General features: G+C 64.7%; 22 protein-coding genes. 12 read left to right on the top strand and 10 right to left on the bottom strand.

The window, feature by feature from the left end; genetic code table 11:
- Nucleotides 1-27: 27 nt before the first annotated feature.
- From HWX69_RS06670 to HWX69_RS06655, 4 genes are all read right to left on the bottom strand, one after another.
- Nucleotides 28-669 carry a helix-turn-helix domain-containing protein gene (locus HWX69_RS06670; protein ID WP_178916303.1) on the bottom strand — a complete coding sequence of 214 codons (642 nt, stop codon included), beginning with the start codon at nucleotides 667-669 and terminating at the stop codon, nucleotides 28-30.
- A 79-nt stretch (nucleotides 670-748) separates the two neighbouring features.
- Nucleotides 749-1474: a phosphoglycerol geranylgeranyltransferase gene (locus tag HWX69_RS06665; RefSeq protein ID WP_178916302.1), complete on the bottom strand. Its 726-nt coding sequence runs from the start codon at nucleotides 1472-1474 to the stop codon at nucleotides 749-751.
- 66 nt (nucleotides 1475-1540) lie between these two features.
- Nucleotides 1541-2716 carry a DUF7261 family protein gene (locus HWX69_RS06660; RefSeq protein WP_463605610.1) on the bottom strand — a complete coding sequence of 392 codons (1176 nt, stop codon included), beginning with the start codon at nucleotides 2714-2716 and terminating at the stop codon, nucleotides 1541-1543.
- A 72-nt stretch (nucleotides 2717-2788) separates the two neighbouring features.
- Nucleotides 2789-5293 (bottom strand): DNA topoisomerase I, encoded by a 2505-nt coding sequence (locus HWX69_RS06655; protein ID WP_178916300.1) that lies wholly within the window; start codon nucleotides 5291-5293, stop codon nucleotides 2789-2791.
- 184 nt (nucleotides 5294-5477) lie between these two features.
- On the opposite strand from HWX69_RS06655, the gene HWX69_RS06650 reads away from it, so the two are divergent.
- Nucleotides 5478-6071 carry a hypothetical protein gene (locus tag HWX69_RS06650; RefSeq protein ID WP_178916299.1) on the top strand — a complete coding sequence of 198 codons (594 nt, stop codon included), beginning with the start codon at nucleotides 5478-5480 and terminating at the stop codon, nucleotides 6069-6071.
- Nucleotides 6072-6095: 24 nt separating this feature from the next.
- On the opposite strand, the gene HWX69_RS06645 is transcribed toward HWX69_RS06650, so the two are convergent.
- The 3 genes from HWX69_RS06645 to gatB all read right to left on the bottom strand — a co-directional run bounded on the left by HWX69_RS06645 (nucleotide 6096) and on the right by gatB (nucleotide 9120).
- A complete protein-coding gene (locus HWX69_RS06645; protein ID WP_178916298.1) occupies nucleotides 6096-6947 on the bottom strand; it encodes a bacteriorhodopsin in 852 nt (283 codons plus the stop codon).
- Nucleotides 6948-7054: 107 nt separating this feature from the next.
- A complete protein-coding gene (locus HWX69_RS06640; RefSeq protein ID WP_178916297.1) occupies nucleotides 7055-7627 on the bottom strand; it encodes a transglutaminase domain-containing protein in 573 nt (190 codons plus the stop codon).
- The gene (gatB, locus tag HWX69_RS06635; protein ID WP_178916296.1) at nucleotides 7627-9120 is read right to left on the bottom strand and encodes an Asp-tRNA(Asn)/Glu-tRNA(Gln) amidotransferase subunit GatB; all 1494 of its coding nucleotides are present in this window, start codon (nucleotides 9118-9120) and stop codon (nucleotides 7627-7629) included. The genes HWX69_RS06640 and gatB overlap by 1 nt, the downstream gene beginning before the upstream one ends.
- A 124-nt stretch (nucleotides 9121-9244) precedes the next feature.
- Here gatB and HWX69_RS06630 point away from each other — a divergent pair, with 124 nt between their 5' ends.
- Genes HWX69_RS06630 through HWX69_RS06620 form a run of 3 tightly spaced genes read left to right on the top strand, consistent with a single transcriptional unit; the run spans nucleotide 9245 to nucleotide 14165 of the window.
- Nucleotides 9245-9553 (top strand): DUF7518 family protein, encoded by a 309-nt coding sequence (locus HWX69_RS06630; protein ID WP_178916295.1) that lies wholly within the window; start codon nucleotides 9245-9247, stop codon nucleotides 9551-9553.
- A gap of 24 nt (nucleotides 9554-9577) precedes the next feature.
- Nucleotides 9578-13156: a chromosome segregation protein SMC gene (smc, locus tag HWX69_RS06625; protein ID WP_178916294.1), complete on the top strand. Its 3579-nt coding sequence runs from the start codon at nucleotides 9578-9580 to the stop codon at nucleotides 13154-13156.
- Nucleotides 13149-14165, top strand: coding sequence for a segregation/condensation protein A (locus tag HWX69_RS06620; RefSeq protein WP_178916293.1), 1017 nt, complete (start codon nucleotides 13149-13151; stop codon nucleotides 14163-14165). Before smc ends, HWX69_RS06620 begins: the two co-directional genes overlap by 8 nt.
- A gap of 181 nt (nucleotides 14166-14346) precedes the next feature.
- Here HWX69_RS06620 and mtnP read toward each other — a convergent pair whose 3' ends face one another.
- From mtnP to HWX69_RS06605, 3 genes are all read right to left on the bottom strand, one after another.
- Nucleotides 14347-15192, bottom strand: a complete 846-nt coding sequence (gene mtnP / locus HWX69_RS06615; RefSeq protein ID WP_178916292.1) for an S-methyl-5'-thioadenosine phosphorylase — start codon at nucleotides 15190-15192, stop codon at nucleotides 14347-14349.
- 114 nt (nucleotides 15193-15306) lie between these two features.
- Nucleotides 15307-15900, bottom strand: a complete 594-nt coding sequence (locus HWX69_RS06610; protein WP_178916291.1) for an HD domain-containing protein — start codon at nucleotides 15898-15900, stop codon at nucleotides 15307-15309.
- Nucleotide 15901: 1 nt separating this feature from the next.
- Nucleotides 15902-16594 (bottom strand): phosphoribosyltransferase, encoded by a 693-nt coding sequence (locus HWX69_RS06605; protein WP_178916290.1) that lies wholly within the window; start codon nucleotides 16592-16594, stop codon nucleotides 15902-15904.
- Nucleotides 16595-16680: 86 nt separating this feature from the next.
- On the opposite strand from HWX69_RS06605, the gene HWX69_RS06600 reads away from it, so the two are divergent.
- From HWX69_RS06600 to HWX69_RS06565, 8 genes are all read left to right on the top strand, one after another.
- Nucleotides 16681-17130, top strand: coding sequence for a nucleoside deaminase (locus HWX69_RS06600; RefSeq protein ID WP_178916289.1), 450 nt, complete (start codon nucleotides 16681-16683; stop codon nucleotides 17128-17130).
- Between the two features lie 55 nt (nucleotides 17131-17185).
- Complete coding sequence (locus tag HWX69_RS06595; RefSeq protein ID WP_178916288.1) at nucleotides 17186-17821, top strand: RAD55 family ATPase; 636 nt, start codon at nucleotides 17186-17188, stop codon at nucleotides 17819-17821.
- Between the two features lie 64 nt (nucleotides 17822-17885).
- Nucleotides 17886-18785, top strand: a complete 900-nt coding sequence (locus tag HWX69_RS06590; protein WP_178916287.1) for a PhzF family phenazine biosynthesis protein — start codon at nucleotides 17886-17888, stop codon at nucleotides 18783-18785.
- 109 nt (nucleotides 18786-18894) lie between these two features.
- Nucleotides 18895-19395, top strand: a complete 501-nt coding sequence (locus HWX69_RS06585) for a hypothetical protein (RefSeq protein ID WP_178916286.1) — start codon at nucleotides 18895-18897, stop codon at nucleotides 19393-19395.
- A 131-nt stretch (nucleotides 19396-19526) separates the two neighbouring features.
- On the top strand, nucleotides 19527-21779 hold the full coding sequence (gene ppsA, locus HWX69_RS06580) for a phosphoenolpyruvate synthase (protein WP_178916285.1): 2253 nt from the start codon (nucleotides 19527-19529) through the stop codon (nucleotides 21777-21779).
- A gap of 80 nt (nucleotides 21780-21859) precedes the next feature.
- Complete coding sequence (locus tag HWX69_RS06575; protein ID WP_178916284.1) at nucleotides 21860-22609, top strand: DUF7537 family lipoprotein; 750 nt, start codon at nucleotides 21860-21862, stop codon at nucleotides 22607-22609.
- Nucleotides 22610-22664: 55 nt separating this feature from the next.
- Entirely contained in the window at nucleotides 22665-23717 is a 1053-nt protein-coding gene (mfnA, locus tag HWX69_RS06570) for a tyrosine decarboxylase MfnA (RefSeq protein ID WP_178916283.1), read from the top strand.
- Nucleotides 23718-23755: 38 nt separating this feature from the next.
- Nucleotides 23756-24697: a WD40/YVTN/BNR-like repeat-containing protein gene (locus HWX69_RS06565; protein ID WP_178916282.1), complete on the top strand. Its 942-nt coding sequence runs from the start codon at nucleotides 23756-23758 to the stop codon at nucleotides 24695-24697.
- Nucleotides 24698-24715: the final 18 nt, after the last annotated feature.

Genomic DNA, 24715 nt, shown 5'->3' with positions numbered 1-24715 from the left:
CGACCGCCGTAGTCGAGAGCGAACCGGTCAGTCGATGGTCTCCTCGACGAGACGGGCGTATCCTCGGCGAAGCCGTTCGGACACCGCCTGATTGGAGACGCCGAGTTCCGCCGCGAGGTCCGTCGTCGTCGCCGAGCGTGGAACGTCGAAGTACCCCAGTTCGTGGGCGAGTTCCAGCGTTTCCCGTTGTTCCTCGGTGAGCGCCCGAGCGCCGTCGTCCCGCTGTGTCGACCCGTAAATCCGTTCGAGACGAAACTCGACGCCGTTGTCCTCGAGGTACTGCCGGTACGCCGAAAACGCCTCACGGCCGGGAAACCGAGTCCGTGCGTGCCACCACCCGTCAGCGTAGCGGGCTTCCAGACGCTCGGCGCCCAACTCGACCCACGCTGGATACAGCGCCACGCCGATTCGGTCGGTCGTGGCGATGCGATACAGGCAGTCACCGTCGACCTCGCTCAACACCTCGAACTCGCCGACCGTCGGGTCCGATTCCAGCGCCGCATCGAACGCCGCAACGTCGGCGACCGTCGCCCAGACGAACAGAATCGGTTTCGTCGGTTCGGTCGCGTACGACCGCTCGACATCGAGTTCGACCCCGGAGACGGTACCGAGAGTCTCACCCAACGCGAGTTCGTCGGACCGAACCGCGTATTCGGCGATGACGCTCATCGATACAGGTCTTTTTGCCGCAAAGATGATAAGTCCGTCCGTGACCGTTCGAAGACACGTCGGCGAGAGGACCGACCCCTCAAGCGCCGTCGCTCCCTTCGGCGCTACCGTCTTTGGCACCCCGAACGGTCTCTCGAACCGCGTCGACGCCCTCGTCGTGGACCAAATCGCCGACGATGACGGTGTCGGCACACTTCCCCATCTCGTAGGCGGCGTCGTAGTCGCCGACGCCACCGCCGTAGAACACCGTCGCATCCTCGACTGCGTCCGTCGCCGCCCGGACGATATCGGGGTCGCCGAGCGTCCCCGAGTACTCGATGTAGATGATTTCCTGTCCGAACATCTGCTCGGCGACTTCGGCGTAGGCCGCCACCTCGTCGGCATCGAGATTGCAGTCCGCCTCGGTGTACTCGGCGACCGAGGAGTCGGGGTTGAGAACGATGTACGCCTCGGTGAACGTACGGTCCCAGTCGATGTCGGTGTCGAGGCGAGCCCACTCCTTGTGGGCGCCGGTCGTCCAGAACACGTCACCCGCGTTCAACACGATGGGGATGAAGTAGCCGTCGAGTCCCTCGCGGTGGACGACCGACCCGACGTTCGACGGTTCGATGTAGACGGGAATGTCGTAGGCCGCGGTCGCCTCGACGACACGAGCCATCTTCTCTTCGGTCATCCCTGTCGTCCCGCCGATTTCGATGGCGTCGGTCCCGGTCGCACACACGTCCTCGAACGTCTCGCCGTCCACGAGCGTCTTGTCGGGGTCGATTTTGACGATGTGGTCCCAGTTCGCCCAAGGCGCGCTCATACCCTCTCGAAACCCGCGGGCGGCTAAAAACACCTCGCTTTACTCGGCAGACGCCGCCTGTGAGAATTACGGCAGTCCGGACGACTCCGGTGCCACCGTCAGGTTCCGCGTGAACCGCATCCGGTCGGTCTGGTACGTCATCTCGACGGAGGTGTCGTAGACGGCCGTAGTTGTGTAGGGGTGCCCTGAGCTGGGGTTGTCATGATAGATGTCGTCATCCTCAAGGCTTCCACCAATAAGAGCCAATAGCAAGTCGACGAGAGCATCAAGTACACCATCTAAGAAAGAGCCATATTTGTTCTCCAAACCGTCACGGAACTGTTCTTCAGGCTTATCGACGATGAGTTGGTAGGTTCCTTCAACCTCGTCACCACCGGCGAAGTAAACATTCTGTTGACCATCGTCGATGACCGAATCCAGGACCGGACAATCAACCGACCCATTCTCGCCAATCATTTTGCCCCCAGTCAATCTAAGCGTGACGTTAGTGCCGCGAGCCGAGCATTCTCCCTCAACGGTACCAGTACCGCCATCAAAGGAGACAACAGTCGCTGATACATTATTACCATCATCTAACAGATACACACGTTCAAAATCGTCGTCGTCAGGGTTAGTGTCCGTTTCGACCCAGAAAACGGTGCTACCAGTTAGCGCCGCATCCAGTGGATTGATAAGTGCAGCTAGCAGGGTAGGGTTTTTGTCGGCAAGTTCAGTTCGGTCGATAGTCATCTCAAAGGCACGAACCGACGTCTGGTTAGTAATAATCCAATTCTTTTTATCTCCGAGTCCAAGAGGATCAATTCGGAAATCGCCGGCCAATGTTGTAACCTCATCCAACAACGACTTTTCAGCAGGCATGAAATCGCCATATTCGTCCTGCGAAATTCGCGTCCCGTTCTGCATCGCCGCCACCTCGGAGGAGGCAAACCGCCCGTTTTGGGCGCTCGACGCTCCCTGGTGTTGGTTCCACGTCGAGACGTTCTGTCGAATCGTCGAGCGACGCTCGACGTAACTGGCGGTGTCGCTGTTGTAGTTCGCCTCCTGCATCGACCGGGTGAGTCGTTCGGTCGTCGGAGGGTCGTCCGCGAGCGCCTGTGAGGAGCCCTCTACCTCCCGCGACGAGAGGTTCTCCGTGTAGATGGCGCCGTTGACCACGAGGGCGAGGCCGACCAGAAGCACCGCTATCAGCAGTCCCGCAACGACTATCATCTGCCCTCGTTCATCGCGTATCGATTCCCACATACCCCGTTCTCGCACATGTTGCCAACGAGCACCAATAAGTTCGTGGCCTGTATCGACCGCTGAATCGTCCGCTCAGTCGGCCGCGACGCCGGCGTTGGCCTGGGCCTGCCACTTCCGAACCCGGTCGGCGGAGACGCCCTGTACCTCTCCCGCGACGACCTCGGCGTCGGCACCCCGGAGGTCCTCCAGCGACTCGATGCCCGCATCAGCGAGTTTTGCGGCGGTCTTCTCGCCGATTCCATCGAGGTCCTCGACGGCCGACACCGCCTGTCGCTCCTGATACTCCTCGAAGTTGCAGATGGGACAGCCCAACTCCCAGGGGTCGTCGTCGTCCTCGCCGTCGACGATGTGGAGATGCGGCAGGCCGTGTTCCTCACACTGCTCGTCGGTGACGACGATGTCGCCACGCCGGGGCAGCGGCAACGAGTACTCACACTCCGGATACCGGGTGCACCCGACGAGTCGCGACCCCGAACGGAGTTGCTTGATGGCGAGTTCGCCGCCGTGTTCCTCGCCACATTCGGGGCACGAACCGATTATCTCGTCGTCGGCCTCGTCGGCTTCCTCGGCCTTACAGCGCGGACAGCCGTGGACGAACGTGTTGCGACCGGCGAGCATCTTCACGTGACGGAGGTCGTGTTCCTCACAGCGTTCGTCGAGGACGGTCGGTTCGCCCTGACTCGGCAGCGGCAGAGTGTACCGACACTCCGGGAAGCCGTCACAGCCGACGAAGTACGACCCTCGACGGGACCGCCGAACAAGGAGGTCATCGCCGCACTCCGGGCACGGCCCGAGCGTCCGGTCTGCCTTCATCGACTCTCGGAGGTGTTCGCCGATTTCCTCCCGGGAGTCGTGGAGTTCCTCGAAGATGACCGCCAGCATCTCGCGGGATTCGGCGGTCACCTCGTCGTAGTCCTTCTCGCCATCGGCGATAGCCCGCATGTCGGCTTCGAGTTGGGCGGTCATCTCCTCGTCGACGATGCGGTCGGCGAACTCCTCGGCGGCCTCGACGACGGCCATCGCGAGTTTGGTCGGCCGCGGTGGGTCGCCCTCGATGTAGCCGCGGTCGTACAGTTTCTGGAGGGTGTTGTGGCGGGTAGCCTTCGTCCCGAGACCCAAGTCTTCCATCGTCTCGATGAGCCGCGACTGGCCCCGACGACGGGGCGGTTGGGTCTGTTTGGCCTCGATGCGAGCGTCCTCGATGTCGAGGACTTCCCCCTCCTCGACGTCGGGAACGTAGTTCTCGCTCGTCGAACCATAGGGGTACACCTCGTGGTAGCCGGCCTCGACGAGGCGCTTGCCGTTGGCCTTCAGCAGACAGCCGTTGGCGTCGGCGACGACCTTGAGGTGCTCCCACTCGGCGGGGTCGGCGACCGTCGCGAAGAAGCGACGAACGACGAGTTCGTACACGTTCCACTCGTCGTCGGAGAGGTCCTGCTTTCCGGGAATCTCGCCGGTCGGATGGATGGGCGGGTGGTCGGTCGTCTCTTCGTCGCCCGCCGTCGGTTCGATGTCGCCGGCATCGAGCAGCGACTGGGCGTCCTCCGAGAAGGGGTGATGGCCGACGAACGACTCCAGAAGGTCCGAGGGGTCGAGGTCATCGGGATAGACGGTGTTGTCCGTCCTCGGGTAGGTGATGTAGCCGGCGGTGTACAGTTCCTCGGCGACGCTCATCGCCTTCTGGGCGGAGAGACCGATAGAGCCGGCGGCACGGATGTACTGGGTGGTGTTGAACGGCTCCGGCGGGTCGTCGGTTCGGCGGCGTCGATTGACCGACTCGACGATGGCCTCGCGGGCGCCCTGCAGTTGCTCGAAGGCCGCCTCGGCGTCGCTTTCGTCCCAGACGCGCTCGTTTTCGGTGCCGTCCTCCTTGTAGAAGTACTGGGCCTCGAAGCGCTCCTCGCTCTTCAGGAGGTCGGCGAACAGCTCCCAGTAGTCGTCGGGGTCGAACGCCTGAATCTCGCGTTCGCGGTCGACGATGAGCTTCAGCGTCGGCGACTGCACCCGGCCGACGGAAATGAAGTCCTCACCCAGCTGCTTGGCCGAAAGCGAGAGGAATCGAGTGAGTGCGGCCCCCCACAGCAGGTCGACGACCTGTCTGGCCTCCCCGGCGGCCGCGAGGTCGAAATCGAGGTCGTCGGGGTCAGCGAAGGCGTTTTTCACCTCGTTTTCAGTAATCGAGGAGAACCGAACCCGCGAGATGGGTACGTCTGCGACCTCCTCGATGAGTTCGAAGGCCTCCTTGCCGATGAGTTCGCCCTCGCGGTCGTAGTCGGTGGCGATGACCGCTTCGTCGCAGTCTTCGGCCAGCGACTGCAGCGTCCGGACGATGTTCTCCTGTGTCGGCGTCTTGACCACGTCGGCGTCGACCAACTCCGCGGGTTGGACGTCCCGCCAGTCGGCGTATTCGGCGGGGAAGTCGACGCCGACGACGTGTCCCGAGAGGCCGACACAGCGCTTGTCGCCCCAGCGATAAACGTTGACGCCGTTTCGGCGCTCGGCGGACGCGCCGCCGTCGGAGAGGATGTCGGCGATACGCCGTGCGGCGTTGTCCTTTTCGGTGACGATGAGTTCCACGAGTACCTCGGGGTACGCCGACTCGGGGTTTCAACCTTTCGTCGTAACAGCCATAAAACCGCGTTAGGAGGTGCCTGCGGGCGTCTGAGCGTGTGCGCGGCGCGCGCCACGCACGCGGGTGGAGTCCGAGTGGGTCGCTTTCCGGACCGGCACCCTCTTGCTCGCGTAGTCCCGACGAGCGCACATGGAGGAGTCCACCGCACGGAAACTCCGCTTCGGGGCGCTGCAGGTCGTCGGCGCCGTCGCAGTCATCCACCTCGTCGTCGGCGTCGCCGAGCTGGCACGCCTCGGCCGGGCCGGCCTGCTGGGACAGTACTTCGCGGGCGAGCAGGCACTGTCCCAGCCGGAACCGTGGCTGTTCACGCTGGCCGGGCTTGCCATCCTCGCCGGCATCCTCGCGACAGCCGCCGGCGCCATCGACTACCGCCGGGCGTACGTCCTCGGCATCGGCGTGATGGTCGTCTTCGTCGTCGGGTGGCTGGCGTGGCACTCCGTCCTCGAACACGGCCTCTCCGGCGCCGGCGAGGTAACGGCGACCGACCACAGCCACGGAGGACTCGGCGAAGTCGTCTCCTCGCACTACATCGACCCGCTCGTCGGTATGTTCACCGGCGCAGACCAACCGGGACAGGTGACGCTGGCCGTCGTCTCGAAGACGCTGGAAGTCGTCGCCGCGGTGCTGTTGGGAGTGCTGTTGGCGCTCGACCCGCGCGTCGAGGACCCCGACAACCCCGTCGCGAGGATGGGAGAAAACGTCGACAACGCCGAAAGCGACTGAGCATCCACCGAACCCGAAGCGTCGTCAGTCGTCGGCCGGTGTCCCTGCGTCTACCGTACCGGCGCTCACCCGCTCGATAGTGTCTTGATTATCGGCGACCCACCGCAGGAGGATGTACGCGAAGACGTACTTCGCGAGCACGTCGAGTGCCGAGTACCCCCACGACGTGATGCCGACGGATTGTACGAGTGCGAACCCCTCGACGCCGACCGCCCAGATTATCGGATAGCCGAGCCAGAGGACGACCGTCAGCGTCCGGAGCGTGCCGAACACCTCGCCGGTTCCCGCACGTTCGGCATCGGCCGGCCACTCCGCCAGCAGGGCATAGAGGACGACGACGAAGAAGCTACAGCTGACGAGGTAGAACGCCCACCGGAAGGCGTACGACGACGTGGTCAACGCCGCCGCGAGCCCGGTCAGACACATCGCGATGTCGGCGGCGATGACGACGAACAGGTCCCCGATGTCCACGTCGGCGAGCAACCCCAGCGCGAGTAGAATCAACGGCGTCGACAGCGCCCACGTCAGATACCGACCCCACTGGCTGAGGACTGCCTCCCCTTCGAGGGCGTGCCCGAGTGGCATCTCGATGAGTCCGACCGTGAGTCCCGAGAGCAATCCCAGATAGCTCGACAGCGAGACCAGCGGTATCAAAAGCGTCGCACCCCAGATGAGTTTCGCTCGCGGAGAGCGGACGTTCCGACCCATGTACACGAACAACAGGACGGACAACCCGGCCAACGCGACGTTCACCCACAGCGACGCACTCAACAACGTGTCGTTCCGAATCCGGCCGAGCAGTTCGGCCTGGGAGCTCTGAAGCGGCGCGAGCGCCTCCGCCAGTACGACCCCCTCGGTGAGCAGTGTCTCGAACATCGACAGAACACTACGTCACGAGGTGTGTTCAAGCCAGTACCCAACCAGTAGGGCCGGAGCCGTCTTCCAACCGGTGTCCGAGCCAGCAACACCGCTCGAACCCCTAATCAGTAGTGGTGGTACTCGACGGAGTACCACGACCACGACCCGTCGGTGTAATCGCCGACGTAGCCGGCATCCGACAGCGCCGAGAGGTCGCCGATGTAGGACCCCATCGCGGTGTCGGCCGGATACCACACCATTCCACTCGAATCCGTCTCGTAGTTGAACCAGCCCGTCGAATACCCCTGGCTGCCGTAGAAATCTCCAAGGTCGTCGGCGATTATCGAGGTGTCTTCGCCCTCGTCGGCGAGGTACACCTCAGGGAGCATGTGTCGGCTCCCGTCGGGTGCTTCGACGGTCGCCAGTCGCGTCGTCGCGCCGATGGCTTCCAAAAGCGAGGCGACGAGGACGGCCTGACAGTCACAGTCGCCGGCGCGTGTCTCCAGGGTCTCCTCGGGCGGGGCGATGTAGTTCCGCGAGCGCGGGTCGGGGACGTAGCTGATAGTCTCGTTGACGTGGTGGTGAATCGCCGCCGCCTGATGATACGAGAAGTCGCTGCCAGCCGAGGCGTAGTCGCTGGCCACCGAGACGGCCGTCGAGCGAACCGCCATCGGGTCGACGCGTTCGCCGGGATTCATCAGTTTTCGGCGAGTGACTCCCGAAGCAGTTGGTTGACCGTACCGGGGTCGGCGCTGCCGCCCGTCTCCTGCATCACCTGCCCGACGAGGAAGTTGAGCGCACCGTCCTCGCCGGCGTGGTAGTCCTCGACGGCGTCGGGGTTGGCCTCGATGGCGGACTCCACGGCCGACTCGACGGCGCCTTCGTCGGTCTTTCCGAGGCCTTCCTCGTCGACGATGTCGTCCGGCGTGAGTTCGTCGTCGAGCATCCGTCGCAGGACGATTTCCTCGGCGTTTTTCGTCGTGATTTCGTCGTCGTCGACCAGCTCGACGAGACGCGCGAACTCGTCGAGACGACTCTCGATGTCGGTAATCGACATGTCGCGGTAGTTCAACTCGCCGAGGAGGTTGTCGGCGACCCACGTCGCCGCCAGTCCGGCGTCGAACGTCTCGGCGATGCGCTCGTAGAAGTCCGCGACCTGTTTCGTGGAGGTGAGTTTCGACGCCGATTCGGCATCGAGGCCGTACTCCGCTTGGAACCGCTCGCGGCGAGCGTCGGGGAGTTCCGGGATGTCGATTTTCGCCTTCCAGTCGGAGACGCGAAGCGGCGGCAAATCCGCCTCCCGGAAGTAGCGGTAATCCTTCTCTTCTTCCTTCGAACGCATCGAGACGGTGATACCTCGGGATTCGTCCCAGTGGCGCGTCTCCTGTTGGATTTCGCGGCCGCGCTGGATGGCGTTCTTCTGGCGGGTCTCCTCGTAGGCGAGTGCCTTCTCGGCGCCTTTGTGACTGGAGATGTTCTTGACTTCGGTGCGGTTGGCCGATTCGAGTACGTCGGTCGAAATCGTGCCGTCGTCGTCCACCTCACTCGCGTCGACGATAGAGAGGTTGGCGTCGACGCGGAGACTGCCGTCCCGGGTGGCGTCGAAGACGCCGAGATACTCCAGTACCTCGGTGAGTTTCGCGAGGAACGCCCGGGCCTCCTCGGCGCCGCGGAAGTCCGGAGCGGTGACGATCTCCATCAGCGGCGTCCCGGCGCGGTTGTAGTCGACGAGCGTGTACTCGGCGGTGTCGATGGAGCCGCCGGCGTGTTGGAGACTGCCGGGGTCTTCCTCGAGGTGGGCGCGTTCGATGCGAACGCTCCGGCGTTCGCCCTCGACTGAGAATTCGAGTTCGCCGCCGTCACACACCGGCGCGTCGTACTGCGTTATCTGGAAGTTCTTCGGCAGGTCGGGGTAGTAGTAGTTCTTCCGGTGGAACCGGGTTTCCTCGGGGATGTCCGAATCGAGCGCCTTCCCCACCTTCACGGCGGCCTCGACGGCCCCCTCGTTGAGCACCGGTAGCGCCCCCGGCAGTCCCAGACAGACGGGACAGGTTCGGGTGTTCGGCTCCTCGTCGTCGGCGGCGTCGGTCGAACAGCCACAGAAAATCTTCGTGTCCGTCTCGAGTTGGACGTGAACCTCCAGCCCGATGACGGCCGTCAGGTCACGTTGCTCGGCGGTCTGTGCGGTCATTGGGTGTACGTACTCGCGGGGATGCATTAGGCTAACGAACGGATGCGGGCCGCCCGCGCGACGTATCAGAACTGTTGTCAATGTCTGACGCACCTTTATACGTCCGGGGGCGCCCAATGGAGGTATGTCCGGGAACCGAGTGGAGGAACTCGAGGCCAAGGTGCGTGATTTGGAAGCGACCATCGACGGGCTGACCGACGAGTTGGTCGAAACCAAGGAGCGACTCCACGCCGTCGAGAGCGAAGTCAACATCGAAAACGACGTGCTCGAGGGTCGGATGACCCGTGCCGAAGCACAGGAGCAGACGCCCGAGCAGCAAACCGAGGACGCGGCCGACGACGGGGAAGCGTCGGCCGACGAGGTTAACAGCGAGGAGGCCGACGGGGAGGACAACGCGGACTCCGAGTCCGGCGACGACATCATCGTCGCCTGATTCGGGGACGCCACGAGCGCCCCCATGCACATCAAAGAGCTCGTCCTCGACAACTTCAAGAGCTTCGGCCGTAAGACGCGAATCCCGTTTTACGAGGACTTCACCACCATCAGCGGTCCGAACGGCTCCGGGAAGTCCAACATCATCGACTCGATTCTGTTCGCGCTCGGATTGGCCCGTACCTCGGGCATCCGCGCGGACAAACTGACCGACCTCATCTACAATCCGGGCCACGACGACGCCGACGACGGCTTCGCCGGCGAGCGCGAGGCCGCCGTCGAGGTCATCCTCGACAACGCCGACGGGACGCTCTCCCGAGACCAGGTCGTCTCCGCCGCCGGCTCCGAGAAGGTCGGCGATGTCGAGGAGATTTCGATTCGCCGCCGGGTCAAACAGACCGACGAGGACACCTACTACTCCTATTACTACCTCAACGGCCGGTCGGTGAACCTCTCCGACATTCGCGATTTGCTCGCGCAGGCGGGCGTGACACCCGAAGGGTACAACGTCGTGATGCAGGGGGACGTGACCGAAATCATCACGATGACCGCCGGTAACCGTCGGGAAATCATCGACGAAATCGCCGGCGTCGCCGAATTCGACGCCAAGAAGGCCGACGCCTTCGAGGAACTGGAGACGGTCCAAGAGCGCGTCGACGAGGCGGAACTCCGCATCGAAGAGAAGGAGACGCGGCTGGACCAACTCGAAGACGAACGCGAGACAGCGCTCGAGTACAAGGACCTCAAAGACGAGAAGGCCGAGTACGAAGGGTATCAGAAGGCCGCGGAACTCGAGGACAAACGCGAGGAGTTCGAAGCCGCGACCGAGAAACGCGAAAAGAAAACGGCCAAACTGGAGGACCTCCAGCGCGAACTCGACGAACGGCAGGGGAAAGTAACCCGTCTCGAGGAGGACCTCGCGGACCTCAACGCCGAAATCGAACGGAAGGGCGAGGACGAACAACTCGCCATCAAACGCGAAATCGAGGAGATAAAGGGCGAGATTGCGCGACTCGAAGACAAAGTCGAGGCTGCAGAAGAGCGCATCGAAGACAGCGAGGCCAAGCGGCGACAGGCGTTCGTCCAAGTCGACCGCAAACAGGAGAAAATCGAGGACCTCGAAGCCGACATCCGCAACAAAAAAGTCGAGAAATCCTCGCTGAAGGCCGACGTACAGGAGAAGGAGATCGAACTCGAGGAGGTCGAGGCCGAAATCGAGGCCGTCGACACCGAGTACGAGGAGGTTCGCGACGCTCTGGAGGCCAAACGCGAGGCGATACAGGAGGCCAAAGACGAGCGCAACGACCTCCAGCGCGAGCAGGACCGCCTTCTCGACGAGTCCAGACGGCGCTCGAAGGAGGAACGCGAGAAGCGCGAGGAAATCGAGGCCGCCGAGGACCGACTCCCGGAGTTGGACGCGGAACTCTCGGACCTCGAAAACGAACTGGAGAAAGCCGAGGCCAACCGCGGGACCATCACGGAGGTCGTCGAAGACCTCCGCGAGGAGAAGCGCGGCTTACAGGAAGACCTCGAATCCGTCGAGGACGACCTCTCGGCGAAACAGCAGGAGTACGCCGAACTCGAGGCCCGTGCCGGCGAGAGCGGCGACAGTTCCTACGGCCGGGCGGTGACGACGATTCTGAACGCCGATATGAACGGCGTCCACGGCACCGTCGGGCAGTTGGGCGGCGTCTCCGCCGAGTACGCGACGGCGTGTGAGACCGCCGCTGGCGGACGGTTGGCGAACGTCGTCGTCGACGACGACGGCATCGGCCAGCGCTGTATCGAACACCTCAAGTCCAGAAACGCCGGTCGAGCGACGTTCCTGCCGATGACGGAGATGCACAGCCGGTCGCTGCCGTCGGCACCCGACCTGCCCGGCGTCGTCGACTTCGCGTACAACCTCATCGACTTCGATTCGGCGTATTCGGAGGTGTTCTCCTACGTCGTCGGCGACACCCTCGTCGTCGAGGACATGGAGACCGCCCGCGATTTGATGGGCGAGTTCCGACTCGTCACGCTGGACGGCGACCTCGTTGAGAAGTCGGGTGCGATGACCGGCGGGTCGAAATCCGGCTCCCGGTACTCCTTTACGAAGAGCGGGAAGGGCCAACTCGAACGGGTCGCCGAGCGCATCACCCAACTGGAGGACGAAAAGCAGTCGATTCGTGAGGACATCCGGGACGTGGAAGAACGGCTCGACGACGCCCGCGACCGTCAATCCGACGCCGCCGAAACCGTCCGTGACATCGAAAACGACATCGAGTCCGTCGAGAGCGAACGGCAGTCCGTCGAGGCGAAAATCGAGCGACTCGAAGACGAACTCGCCGACATCGAGGACGAACGCGAGGACGTGAAAGCCGAGATGGCCTCGGTCGAGGACGACATCGAGGCAAAAAACGAGGAAATCGAAGGGTTGGAGGCCGAAATCGAGGAGTTAGAGCAGGAACTCGCTGACTCCGACATTCCGGAGTTGACGAGCAAAGCGGAGGCAATCCGCGAGGAAATTTCGGACCTCGAAGACCGGATGGACGACCTCGACGGCGACCTCAACGAACTCCAACTCGAAAAGCAGTACGCCGAAGAAGCTATCGAGGAACTCCACGACGACATCGAGACAGCCCAGAATCGGAAGGCCGAGGCCGAAGACCGCGTCGTCGAGTTGGAGGGGGCCATCGCCGACGAGGAGGAGGAACTCGAAGCCAAGGAGGAAGCCGTCGCGGAACTAGAGGACGAACTCTCGGAGTTGAAAGGTGAACGTGAGGAACTGAAGGGCGAACTCGCCGACGCGAAGTCGGCGCGCGACGAACAGAAAGAGCAGGTCTCCCGCGTCGAGTCGAAACTCGCGGACATCGAGGAGAAACTCGAGCGCCTCGAGTGGGAAATCGACGAGTTGAGTTCACAGGTCGGCGAGTACGACCCCGAAGAGATACCGGACCACGAGACGGTCACCTCCGAAATCGCGCGTCTCGAAGCCGAGATGACGGCCCTGGAGCCGGTGAACATGAAGGCCATCGACGAGTACGACCGCGTGGCCGAGGAACTCGACGACTTAGAGGAGAAACGCGACACGCTCGTCGAGGAAGCCGACGGCATCCGTGAGCGCATCGACGCCTACGAAGCGCGCAAGAAGGAGACGTTCATGGAGGCCTACGAGGGAATCAACGAGCAGTTCGAGGACATCTTCGCCCGCCTCTCCAGTGGGTCAGGGGAACTCGTCTTGGAGGACCCCGAGGACCCCTTCGAGGGCGGACTGACGATGAAGGCCCAACCGGGCGACAAGCCGGTCCAGCGCCTCGACGCGATGTCCGGCGGCGAGAAATCGCTGACTGCGCTGGCGTTCATCTTCGCCATCCAGCGGTACAATCCCGCGCCGTTCTACGCGCTCGACGAGGTCGACGCGTTCCTCGACGCCGCCAACGCCGAGATGGTCGGCGAGATGGTCGAGGAGTTGGCGGGCGACGCACAGTTCGTCGTCGTCTCCCACCGGTCTGCGCTCTTGGAGCGCTCGGAGCGCGCCATCGGCGTGATGATGCAAGACGAGAACGTCTCGGCGGTGACGGGTATCGACCTGTCGTCTGGGGAGGTGCCGGCAGATGATTGACGAGTCGGACGACGAACAGCAGGAGAATGGCGCCGAAAAGCGAACCGACGGCGGCACGGCCGAGGAGATTCCGCTGAACATCGCGGGCCACGACGACGAGAAGCGAAAGCGGGAGGCCGACGGCGTCGAGGCGAACGGCGACGACCCGAAGGCCAACGGCGAAAGTCCCGACGAGGAGTCGGTCCTCTCGGAGTTCGACGTCTCGGATCCACGGGAGGCCGACGACGACGAGGTCGAACCCGTCGAGTTGCTCGTCCAGTTGGCCGACGACGGCGAAATCGACCCGTGGGACATCGACGTGGTGACGGTGACCGACAAGTTCCTCGACCGCCTCGACGAGGCGGATTTACGGACCGGCGGGCGGGCGCTGTTCTACGCGTCGGTGCTGTTGCGGATGAAAAGCGACGCGATGTGGACCGACGACGAACCCGACGACGAGTGGGACGAAGAGCCCTGGGAGACCCACCCGCCGGAGGAGGGTGGCCCGGCAATCGACCCCTTCGAGCAGTTGGAAGCCGAGATGGACCGCCGCATCGAGCGGAAGCGGGCCCGAGGGATGCCACAGACGCTCGACGAGTTGGTGCGTGACCTCCGGGAGCACGAACGCGAGACGTGGTGGAAGGAATCCCGAACCTACGACACCTCCGAGTCGCCGTCGGGCTTTTCGCGCGGCACTCAGACGCTGGATTATCACGGCGCTGACGACCTCCGGATGGACGACGAGCCGACGGCCGACGACGTGACCGGGACGGCCCACGACGAACACATGGAGGACATCATCAACGACGTGTACGTCGAACTACAGGGCCACTACGACCAGGGACGTGAGGAGGTGCTGTTCGCGGAAGTCCGGGAGGCCGGCGGGTCGCGGGTCAACACGTTCCTCGGATTGCTGTTTCTCGCCCATCGTGGACAGGTTCGCCTCCAGCAGGACGAACTGTTCGGCGATTTGTGGGTACAGGACCCCGCCGCCGTCCCCGCCGAAGAGGCCGCTCCAGCCGACGACTGACCACCGAACCGCTTTCGAAAAAACCCCTGCAACGTTTGCCGGTACGTTTATATCCGGCAATGTGGTAGAGAATACCACACATGACACCGACTCGTCTCAGAGAACGGCTGGAAGAGACTCGCGGCCGGGTAGACCCCGACGACGTCGTGACGGCGCTGACGTACGTCCGTGAGGACGGTCGTCAGCGGTAATCGTCGAGAAGGAGTTCCAGTTTCTGGCGTTTTTCGTGGCCGATAGCCTCGGCTGGCGTGTTGATGGCGCCGTCCAGCGCCGACCGACAGTCGCAGTCACAGTCGCCCTCGACCGCCCCGACGACGGCGTCTAAGAGGTCGCTCATCGACTCCTCGTTGGCCGCAGCGTGACCGAGCACGGTCTCCAGTGAGACCTCCTCTTCGTCGTGCCACACGTCGTAGTCGGTGATGCCGGTGACGGCGGCGTAACACAGCTCTGCCTCGCGTGCGAGGTGAGCCTCCGGCACCGTCGTCATCCCGATGAGGTCGAACCCGCGTTCGCGGTAGAATTCGCTTTCGGCCCGCGTGGAGAACTGTGGGCCCTCGATACAGACGTAGGTGCCGCCGTCTTCGACCTCGGCGTCGGTCGCATCCGCCGCCTCGAGGAGCGCTTCCGAAAGGTGCGGACAGTACGGGTCGGCCATCGAGACGTGGGCGACGATGCCGTCGCCGAAGAACGACCGCGGCCGGTCGCGGGTCCGGTCGAACAGCTGGTCGGGGACGACGAGCGTCCGGGGTGAAAGCGACTCCCGGAGGCTGCCGACGGCGTTCGTGGCGACGACGTGCTCGACGCCGGCCTGCTTCAGCGCGTGGACGTTCGCACGATACGGGACGTTCGTCGGGTCGTACTGATGGTTCCGGCCGTGCCGGGGGAGGAAAGCGACCTCCCGCCCGTCGACCTCACCGACCTCCAGCGGCGCGCTGGGGGACCCGAACGGCGTCTTGACGCGCTCTTCGTAGGTGTTCTCGAAGCCGAGCGACTCGTAGATGCCGCTGCCACCGATGATGCCGAGCATGGACGAGGTTTCGAGCGGGTGGTACTTCGGTGTATGTCCCGCCGCTGGCTTCCGACGGAGGGATGCAACCGAGCGCGACTCACGTGCCGGTATCTCGCCGAGGTGTCTCCACGCTCATCGGTTTCGCTTTGCGGTCTCGTAGCGCTCGCGCACCTGTTCGAACAACTCCCGGCCGCGGGCCGTCGACAGTCGCGGTTCGCCAGTCGCGAAGAACTCGTCTAAGTCGTCGTAAGCCTCGAAGTGAGGATTGTCGGCGTCGGGGTCGTACCGCCGCTCCCGTTCGTATACCAGCGCCTGCAGACAGGTGTCGAGGATATCCATGTCTTTGACGAAGCGGGCTTCAGCGGTCTCCCGGGCCTCGTACTCCGCCCACCACTCGTGAATCCTCTCGCCGAGCGCTGCGAGCGGGCCGGCCATCGCCTCGCGTTCGCGGCGCTCCTTCTCGTCGGCGTCGACCGATTGCGCGCCGGCCTCGGCACGAGTGGCGATGTCGCCGGTTTCGGCTTCTGCTACGTCGTGGACGACGGCGAGCAGGAGCGCCCGCTCGCGGTCCACTTCGGGCGGACAAAAGCGGACGACGAGCAACGCGACGCCCCACGTGTGGGCCGCGACGGATTCGGGAGCCTCGACGCCACGGAGTTGCCAGCCGGTTCGCGTCTCGTCTTTCAGGGCGTAGGCCTCGACGAGGGCGTCCAGCGAGTCGGACACGTCAGGCGAGTCGCCAGCGGTCCTCGCCGACCCGTTCGGCGACGTCCCGGCGGACCATCTCTTCGAGGACCTCGTCGAGGCGGTTCGGTTGGGCGATTTCCATCCCGATTCGTTCGACGCGGTGGTACTCCGCGAGGTAGTGGCGGATGTCCCCCCGGGTGAACGTGTCGGCGTCGGCTTTCTCCATGACGCCACTGATGAGGTCTATCATGTCCTCGATGAAGTTCCACGGGTAGACGACCCACGTCCACTCCTCGAGACGCTCGCCGACGAACTGGGGTTCGAACTCGCTGGTCTGGAGCAACTGCAGCGTCGCGGTTCGGACCTCCGAGGCGCCGCGGTCGGTGACGTACTCGTGGGCCCGCTCGATGGAGCCGCCGGTGTCGGCGATGTCGTCGATGACGAGGACGTCTTTCCCTTCGACGCTGCCCTCCGGCATCGGGTAGCGAACGGTCGGTTCCTCCGCCTTCTGTCCGGTGCCGACGTAGTGTTCCATCTTCAGGCTCGTCAAATCGTCCATGCCGAGGAAGTCACAGATACAGCGGCCGGCGAACCAGCCGCCGCGCGCGAGCGCGACGACGACGTCCGGTTCGAACTCGGCGTCTTTCACCTGATTCGAGACGCCGCGGCACAGCCCGTAGATGTACTCCCAGTTGGTAATCGTACACTTGAACTCGTCCGGGAGGTCGCTCATACTGAGTGGGAGGAACCCCGGTGTGGTTAATCTGTCCGTCCACCGCGGGGCGAACGTCTTTGTCTCGGCCGGCCGATGCCCCGATCATGCCCGACTTCGAGCGCTTCGACCACGAGCGCCACATGGCCGAGGCCATCGACCTCGCCCGTGAGGCAGTCGACCGCGGCGACCGACCGTTCGGGTCCGTGCTCGTCGTCGACGACGACGTCGTCATGCGCGAATCCAACCGCGTCCTCACCGAAGACGACGTTCGACGGCATCCGGAACTCCACCTCGCCTACCGGGCGTTCCGGGAACTCGACGCCGAGACACGGGCCGAGGCGGTGATGTACACGAGCACCGAACCCTGTCCGATGTGCAGCGGCGGGATGCGGTACGCCGGGTTCGGTCGGGTGGTCTACAGCGTCGGCGCGGACGAAGTCGTCGAGTTCGCGGGCGGCGAACCCGCAACTCGCGCCTCGGAGATACTCGACTGCCCGGTCGTCGGCGGCGTCGCAAACGAGGCCGGCCGCGCCGTCCACGAAGCGTTCTGGTAAGCCGGTCGCCGACCGCACGTGGGGGATTTTTGGCCCACTGACCCCACCGAAGGATATGGCAAATACGATGGGACGACAGTTCTCGACGGGGTTGCCGTTCCTCGATAGGGCCATCGGCGGCGGGATTCCTGCAGGGGACCTCCTCGCGCTCACCGCCGCACCCGCCACTCAGAGCGAACTGTTCCTCAAGCAGTTCACGGCCGCCCACCGGACCCACTACGTCTCGTTGCTCCGCTCGGAGGCCGAAGTCCGTGAGTGGCTTCCCCCGACCGTCGACGCGGAGTCGGTGACCGTCACGACAGCGACGCCGGCCGAACTCCTCGAGACCCCCGAAACCGTCACCGAGGGACTCCGTCCGGCGTCGTTCCTCATCGTCGACACCGTCGACGGCCTCGAAGAAGCCACCCGAGAGGAGTATCTGGCGTTTCTCGATCACCTCAAATCGACGGTCAGAGAGACCGACAGCGTCGGCGTCCTCCACGGAACCGGACAGGAGACGACGCCGCCACGCCGGGACCTCACGCTCGCTCGGGCCGACACCGTCTGGCGACTGCAGATGCTCGTCCTCTCCCGACAGATCAAATCCCAACTCCTCGTCACCAAGTCCCGCAACGGCCGGGCACTCACCGAACCCATCGACCTCGTCATGACCGACCAGGTGCGTATCGACACCAGTCGACGTATCTCCTGAGGGGAGTGGGTCCCAGTCACAGCCCGCCACCTCACTTAACAAACCCGCGCTCCGTGGCGGGTGTATGGACACGCGACGTGCGCTCTTGGTCGACGCCTTCACCAGCGAACCGCTTTCGGGCAACGCCGCCGGCGTCGTTCCCGACGCCGAGGGGCTGGACGCCGAGCAGATGCAGGCGGTGGCGAACGAACTCGGCGCCTCCGAGACCGCCTTCCTGCTGCCGAGCGACGACGCCGACCGCAAGGTCAGGTACTTCACGCCGACACAGGAGGTCGACCTCTGTGGGCACGCGACGATAGCGAGTCACGGCTTCCTCGCCGAGGAGGGTGAACTCGACGACGAGGCGACCCTGGAGACGAACGTCGGCGTCCTCGACATCGACATCGAGGACGGAACGGTGTGGATGACACAGGACACCGCCGACGTGGAGCGGGTCGACCTCGACTACGAGCGGGTCGCCGACGCCCTCGGTGCCGACCCCGCGACGCTGGAAGACATCGGCGCCGACTTGCCGTTGGCGACGGCCACGACGGGGCTGCCGTTCCTCGTCGTCCCCGTGAACTTCCTCGAGGGCGTCTCGAACCTCGACCCTGATATGAGTGCCGTCGCCGAACTGACCGACGAATTGGGCGTGACGGGCGTCTACGCGTTCACGTTCGACGCTCTCGACGCCGATTCGACGCTGCACGGTCGGATGTTCGCGCCCGCGGCGGGCGTCGACGAGGACCCCGTCACCGGAACCGCCTCGGGCGCAGTCGGTGCGTACCTCCGTGAGGTGCGGGCTTTCGACGGCGAGTTGCCCGAGGAGATGGTGTTCGAACAAGGTCACTTCATCGACCGACCAGGTCGGGTTCGGGTGCAAGCGAGAGCCGACCCCGTCTCCGTCGGCGGCCGAGCAGTGACGGCACTCGACGGGTCGGTCGTCGTCCCGGAGTACGAGGCCGACGACATCATCGAGGCGTGAGACGCGCCGACACGGCTTGAAAAGAGTTTTACCGGCTCCGTGGCACGTTCCGGTAGCTTCGGTCCCCGAAGCGCGAATCGTTCGCTAACCGACCCTCTCCGACCCTCCAATGGACGAGACAACACCACACGACGGTATCGACAGACGAACGTATCTCGGCGGCGCGGCGCTGGCTGCCACCGCAGGACTCGCCGGGTGTTCCTCGCCGTTCGGCAACGGCGACGATGGCAACGGCGACGACAACGAAAGCGACGACGGTATCGACCCCGAGGAAGTCGGCAACTCGCCGACGGTGAGTTTCGCGATGGAGCAACTGGACGGCCGGGTCGTGACCGCCACGAGCAACGGCCCCGACGAGGTCGCCCGCGAGAACGTCGAACTCCGCGTCGACGGCGAGGCCATCGCCGACGGGCTATCGTTCTCCGGCGACGGCGACACCATCGTCGAAGGCGACAGTGCGGCCGTCTACACCGCCGACGGTGAGGTGGCCGTCGCCGAGTCGGCACCCGAGGACGCCGGTGGCATCGAGGTCGGCCGCCGCGTGCAGGTCGTCTGGACCGGCGGCGCCAACCTCGTCGTCGGCGACCACGAAGTCGAAGCAAGCGACTGATCGAAACCCGCGGAAATGGGCCGTTCGAACGTCAAATATCGAGTTTGTCGGCTATCGGTTCCGACAATCCTTGTCGCCGAGATTCGCTTCGGAACCTTCTTTAGCGACTCGGCGGTTCTCTCCCATACAAGATGGCTGTACTCTGGCTGGACGAAATCGGGTCCGACGACCTCGGGTCGGTCGGCGGCAAGGGCGCCTCGCTCGGCGAGATGACCGCCGCGGGGCTGCCCGTTCCGCCCGGTTTCGTAGTTACCGCAGGGACATACCGAACGTTTATCGAGGAGACCGGCATCGACGAGGAGCTGTTCGAGGCCGTCGACGTCGATTCCGAGGACTCGACCGCACTCGCCGAAGCGGAGGCGAAAGCCAAGGAACTCATCCTCGAGACGAAACTGCCCGACGAGGTTCGTGACGGCATCCTCGCGGCCTACGACGACCTCGAGGAGGGCGAATCCTTCGTCGCGGTCCGGTCGTCGGCGACCGCCGAGGACCTCCCGGACGCCTCCTTCGCCGGCCAACAGGAGACGTTCCTCAACATCACCCGCGAGGACCTTGTCGACCGCGTGAAGCGCTGTTGGGCCTCGCTTTTCACCCAGCGCGCGATTTACTACCGCAACGAACAGGGGTTCGATCACGAAATCGTCGACATCGCGGTCGTCGTCCAGCAGATGGTCGACGCCGAGAAGTCCGGCGTGCTGTTCACCTCCCACCCCTCGACCGGCGAGTCGAAGATCATCATCGAGGCGGCGTGGGGCCTCGGCGAAGCCGTCGTCTCGGGATCGGTCTCCCCCGACAACTACGTCGTCGACCGCGACACTGGCGAGGTGTTGGAGACGACCGTCGCCGACAAGAAAATCGAGATGGTCAAAGACCCCGAGACCGGCAAGACCATCGAGCGGGACGTCGAAGACGACCGTCGCAAAGCCCAGGTACTCGACAAATCCGAAATCGAGAAACTCGTCGACATCGGCGAACGAGCCGAAAACCACTACGACGAACCCCAGGACATCGAGTGGGCGATTATCGACGGCGAGGTGTACATGCTGCAGTCCCGCCCAATCACGACTATCTCCGAGGGGGCCACGGAGAGTGCGGCCGCCGACGGCAACGGCGGCGACGTGCTCGTGAAGGGCCTCGGTGCCTCACCGGGCATCGCGTCCGGACCGGTCCGCATCGTTCGCAAACTCGACCAACTCGACAAGGTCGGCGAGGGCGACATCATCGTCACCGAGATGACGACCCCCGACATGGTGCCGGCGATGAAGCGCGCCAGCGGCATCATCACCGACGAGGGTGGTATGACCAGCCACGCCGCCATCGTCGCCCGCGAACTCGGCGCGCCCGCGGTCGTCGGGACCGGTGACGGCACCGAAATCCTCGGCGACGGACAGGTCGTCACGTTGGACGGCGACAAGGGAACCGTCACCGAGGGCGCGACCGAACCCGAAGAGGAGACGGACGCACTCGACGACGTCCGGCCCCAGAACCCCGTCAAGCCGATGACGGCGACGGAGGTGAAGGTCAACGTCTCGATTCCCGAAGCCGCCGAACGCGCCGCCGCGACCGGCGCCGACGGCGTCGGCCTGCTCCGGATGGAGCACATGATTCTCTCGACGAACAAGACGCCCGAGCGCTACCTCGACGACCACGGCGTCGACGCCTACGTCGAGGAAATCGTCGAGGGCGTCCGCGGCGTCGCCGACGAGTTCTACCCCCGACCCGTCCGCGTTCGGACCCTCGACGCCCCGACCGACGAGTTCCGGCAACTCGAAGGCGGCGACGACGAGCCCCACGAGCACAACCCGATGTTGGGATATCGAGGCATCCGACGGAGCCTCGACCGGCCGGACGTCTTCGCCCACGAACTGGAGGCGTTCCGCCGACTCTTCGACATGGGCTACGACAACGTCGAGGTCATGTTCCCGCTGGTCAACGACGCCGAGGACGTGATTCGCGCCCGGAACCTCATGGAGGAGGCCGGCATCGACCCCGAAAAGCGGAACTGGGGCGTGATGATAGAGACGCCGGCCTCGGCGCTGGGCGTCGAGGCGATGGCCGAAGCGGGCATCGACTTCGCCTCCTTCGGGACGAACGACCTCACCCAGTACACCCTCGCTGTGGACCGCAACAACGAACACGTCGCCGACCGCTTCGACGAACTCCACCCCGCCGTGTTGAAACTCATCGGCACCACCATCGAGACGTGCCGCGAACACGGCGTCGATACCTCCATCTGCGGACAGGCCGGGTCGAAGCCGGAGATGGCGCGGTTCCTCGTCAACGAGGGCGTCTCCTCGATTTCGGCGAACATCGACGCCGTCCGCGACGTCCAACACGAGGTCAAACGCGTCGAGCAGAAACTGCTGTTGGACTCGGTTCGCTGACGGCGCCGTCGTTCAACCCTCAGTCCCGCCTTCGTCCCGTCATCACGCACTTTTTACGCGACGGGTACAGACTGGTTGTCATGAAACGGGCCTACGGCGCGATTGCGCTGTGTCTCCTCCTTGCACTTGCCGGCTGCTCGGCACTTCCGGGAGCCTCCCCCTCCACCTCGGAGGCGCCACCGGGCGTCGAGGACGAACAGTTGACCAACTCGACTGCGCTTCTGGACGCCCACGTCGAGGCGGTCACTGCGTCGGGCTACAGCCACGAGGTGAATCTCACCCAGAGTGGAACCGTCGACGGTGAGTCGTTCACCAGCGAACGGCGTCAGCGAACGACTGTCGAAGCCAACGCCGCGGAGTACCGGTATCAGCTCGTCAACAACGGTCGGGCGAACTCCCGGTTCATCGTCTGGGGCAACGAAACGGTCGAGTACCAGCGCATCGAAGCCGGCGGCCGCGACCCACAGTATCGCCGCGGTGAACCGACCGCCACCGAGTCGCTCGCGGGACAGCCACTGCTCGAACCGCACCTCTCGGCGCCCTACGAGGTCGTCGACACCACGGAGTCCAACGGGACGACGCTGACGACGCTTTCGGCGACCGACCGACCCGAATCCGAGGCAGCCTTCCCGCGCAACGCAACGAACATCCGGGAGTACGAATCGGAACTCGTCGTCGACGGCGACGGCCGGATTCGCTCGCTGTCGGTCGGCGTGACCTACGACATCGACGGGGAATCCGCCGACTACCGGTTCACATTCGAGTTGGACAGCGAGGACCCCGGCGTCGAGCGACCGGCGTGGGTCGAATCCCTCGAGGACTCCTCATAAACACCCACGTAAGCACAACACAATCGATAAAGGCACAGCACGACTGAGCGTAGGTATGCAGCGGGCCGAACCGCAGGATTTCAGCCGCGTGCTGTCGTCGATGTGTACCGAACCCCACCCGACAGCGCGCGATGCCGCCGAGCGGTTCCTCGCGACGAACCCGGGCGACCCCGGCACCTACGAGACGGTCGCCAAGATGGAGCGGGAAGCCGTCGACCTGCTGGGGCAGGTCGCCGGCCTTCAAGACGCCGCGGGCTACATCGCCTCCGGCGGCACCGAGGCCAACATTCAGGCGGTCCGCATCGCGCGAAATCGGGCCGACACGCGGAACCCGAACTTCGTCGCCCCCGCCTCCGCACACTTTTCGTTCCGGAAAGCCGCCGACATCCTCGGCGTCGAGTTGCGAACCGCTCCGCTCGAGGATTACCGCGCGAACCTCGACGGCGTCGCCGAACTCATCGACGACGACACCGCACTCGTGGTCGGCGTCGCGGGCACCACCGAGTACGGCCGCGTCGACCCGATTCCGGCGCTGTCCGATATGGCCACCGACGCCGATGCGCTGTGTCACGTCGACGCCGCCTGGGGCGGGTTCGTCCTGCCGTTTACCGCCCACGCCTGGGACTTCTCCGACGCCGACATCGACACGATGACCATCGATCCCCACAAGATGGGGCAGGCGGCCGTCCCCGCCGGCGGACTGTTGGCCCGGGGTCCCGAACTGCTGGACGAACTCGCCATCGACACGCCGTATCTCGAATCCACCTCGCAGGTGACGCTAACGGGCACCCGGAGCGGTGCGGGTGTCGCAAGCGCCGTCGCCGTCATGGAGGAGTTGTGGCGTGAGGGCTACGAACGACAGTACCGACAGTCACAGACGAACGCCGACTGGCTGGCTGCCGAGGTCCGGTCCCGCGGCTTCGACGTCGTCTCGCCCGTGTTGCCCATCGTCGCGATGGACCTTCCGTACGACCTCGTCGCCGACCTCCGGGAGCGTGGCTGGCGCATCTCCCGAACGGAAGCCGACGAGGCCCGCGTCGTCTGTATGCCCCACGTCACGCGACCGATGTTACAGGAGTTCCTCACCGATATCGACGAACTCGCGTAGGGGGAACGGTCAAGACCCCCCGCGTACAGGAGCCACGCATGAACCTGCTTTTCGGGACGCGGAACGGCGTCTTCCGTGGCGCTCCGAGCGAACTCGACGAGGCGGTTCGAGTCCTCGACTGCGACCGGGTGCTCCGGGTTCGAAGTTTCGGGCCCCGGACCTACGCCGCGACGCGAGGCGGGTTGTACCGCTCGCTCGACGCCGGCCGGTCGTGGACGCGAATCGAGACACCCCGGCCGGAGGTGTACTCGGTGCTGGAACACCCCGTCGGCGAGCGTCTCTTCGTCGGAACGCACCCCGCCCACCTCTATCGCTCCACGGACGCCGGCGAGACCTGGGCCGAATGCGAGGGGCTCCAAGCGCTCCCCTCCCGGGAGTCGTGGCACACGCCGCGGCACCGCGACGAGGCACACGTCCGGGCACTCCGTGCCGCCGGCGACGACCGACTCGTCGCCGGTATCGAGGTCGGCGGCGTTCACTGCAGCGAGGACGGCGGCGAGACGTGGAGTGAACGCCGCGAGGGGCTCCACGACGACGTACATCACGTCCTCGTCGTCGACGACGACGAGTGGGTCGCCTCGACCGGCGACGGCCTCTTTCGCACCGACGACGCGGGTCGGACGTGGAGGCGGCTGGATTCGGGCCTCGACCACGGCTACTTCCGGGAGGCCTTCGTCCACGAGGGGCGATTGTACGCCGCGGCGACCAGCGGGGCGCCACCCACGTGGGACGGCCCCCGCGGCACCGATGCGGCGTTGTTCGAGGCGACTGACGGCGAGACGATTCGACCGGTGGAGTACGCCGGCGGCCCCGGCGAGTTCGTCCTCTCGTTTACGGCCGTGGACGGGCAAGTCTACGCCGGAACGACGGCGGGGTCGATACTCCGGCGGGACCCCGAGGGGTGGTTCGGCGTGGGGAGCGTCTCCTCGGAAGTCGCCTCGATGACGGCCGTCGCCGACCCCGATGGCGACGCCGAATAACGGGAGTGTTTTACCCCT

The sequence above is a fragment of the Natronomonas gomsonensis genome (assembly GCF_013391635.1).
Classification (GTDB): Archaea; Halobacteriota; Halobacteria; order Halobacteriales; family Haloarculaceae; genus Natronomonas; species Natronomonas gomsonensis_A.
This window is presented reverse-complemented; position numbering and strand designations above follow the sequence as displayed.

Coding starts and splice junctions, on each gene's coding strand:
- HWX69_RS06670 (WP_178916303.1), bottom strand. CDS start 669: ATGAGCGTCATCGCCGAATACGCGGTTCGGTCCGACGAACTCGCGTTG.
- HWX69_RS06665 (WP_178916302.1), bottom strand. CDS start 1,474: ATGAGCGCGCCTTGGGCGAACTGGGACCACATCGTCAAAATCGACCCC.
- HWX69_RS06660 (WP_463605610.1), bottom strand. CDS start 2,716: ATGTGGGAATCGATACGCGATGAACGAGGGCAGATGATAGTCGTTGCG.
- HWX69_RS06650 (WP_178916299.1), top strand. CDS start 5,478: ATGGAGGAGTCCACCGCACGGAAACTCCGCTTCGGGGCGCTGCAGGTC.
- HWX69_RS06645 (WP_178916298.1), bottom strand. CDS start 6,947: ATGTTCGAGACACTGCTCACCGAGGGGGTCGTACTGGCGGAGGCGCTC.
- HWX69_RS06640 (WP_178916297.1), bottom strand. CDS start 7,627: ATGAATCCCGGCGAACGCGTCGACCCGATGGCGGTTCGCTCGACGGCC.
- gatB (WP_178916296.1), bottom strand. CDS start 9,120: ATGACCGCACAGACCGCCGAGCAACGTGACCTGACGGCCGTCATCGGG.
- HWX69_RS06630 (WP_178916295.1), top strand. CDS start 9,245: ATGTCCGGGAACCGAGTGGAGGAACTCGAGGCCAAGGTGCGTGATTTG.
- smc (WP_178916294.1), top strand. CDS start 9,578: ATGCACATCAAAGAGCTCGTCCTCGACAACTTCAAGAGCTTCGGCCGT.
- HWX69_RS06620 (WP_178916293.1), top strand. CDS start 13,149: ATGATTGACGAGTCGGACGACGAACAGCAGGAGAATGGCGCCGAAAAG.
- mtnP (WP_178916292.1), bottom strand. CDS start 15,192: ATGCTCGGCATCATCGGTGGCAGCGGCATCTACGAGTCGCTCGGCTTC.
- HWX69_RS06605 (WP_178916290.1), bottom strand. CDS start 16,594: ATGAGCGACCTCCCGGACGAGTTCAAGTGTACGATTACCAACTGGGAG.
- HWX69_RS06600 (WP_178916289.1), top strand. CDS start 16,681: ATGCCCGACTTCGAGCGCTTCGACCACGAGCGCCACATGGCCGAGGCC.
- HWX69_RS06595 (WP_178916288.1), top strand. CDS start 17,186: ATGGCAAATACGATGGGACGACAGTTCTCGACGGGGTTGCCGTTCCTC.
- HWX69_RS06590 (WP_178916287.1), top strand. CDS start 17,886: ATGGACACGCGACGTGCGCTCTTGGTCGACGCCTTCACCAGCGAACCG.
- HWX69_RS06585 (WP_178916286.1), top strand. CDS start 18,895: ATGGACGAGACAACACCACACGACGGTATCGACAGACGAACGTATCTC.
- ppsA (WP_178916285.1), top strand. CDS start 19,527: ATGGCTGTACTCTGGCTGGACGAAATCGGGTCCGACGACCTCGGGTCG.
- HWX69_RS06575 (WP_178916284.1), top strand. CDS start 21,860: ATGAAACGGGCCTACGGCGCGATTGCGCTGTGTCTCCTCCTTGCACTT.
- mfnA (WP_178916283.1), top strand. CDS start 22,665: ATGCAGCGGGCCGAACCGCAGGATTTCAGCCGCGTGCTGTCGTCGATG.
- HWX69_RS06565 (WP_178916282.1), top strand. CDS start 23,756: ATGAACCTGCTTTTCGGGACGCGGAACGGCGTCTTCCGTGGCGCTCCG.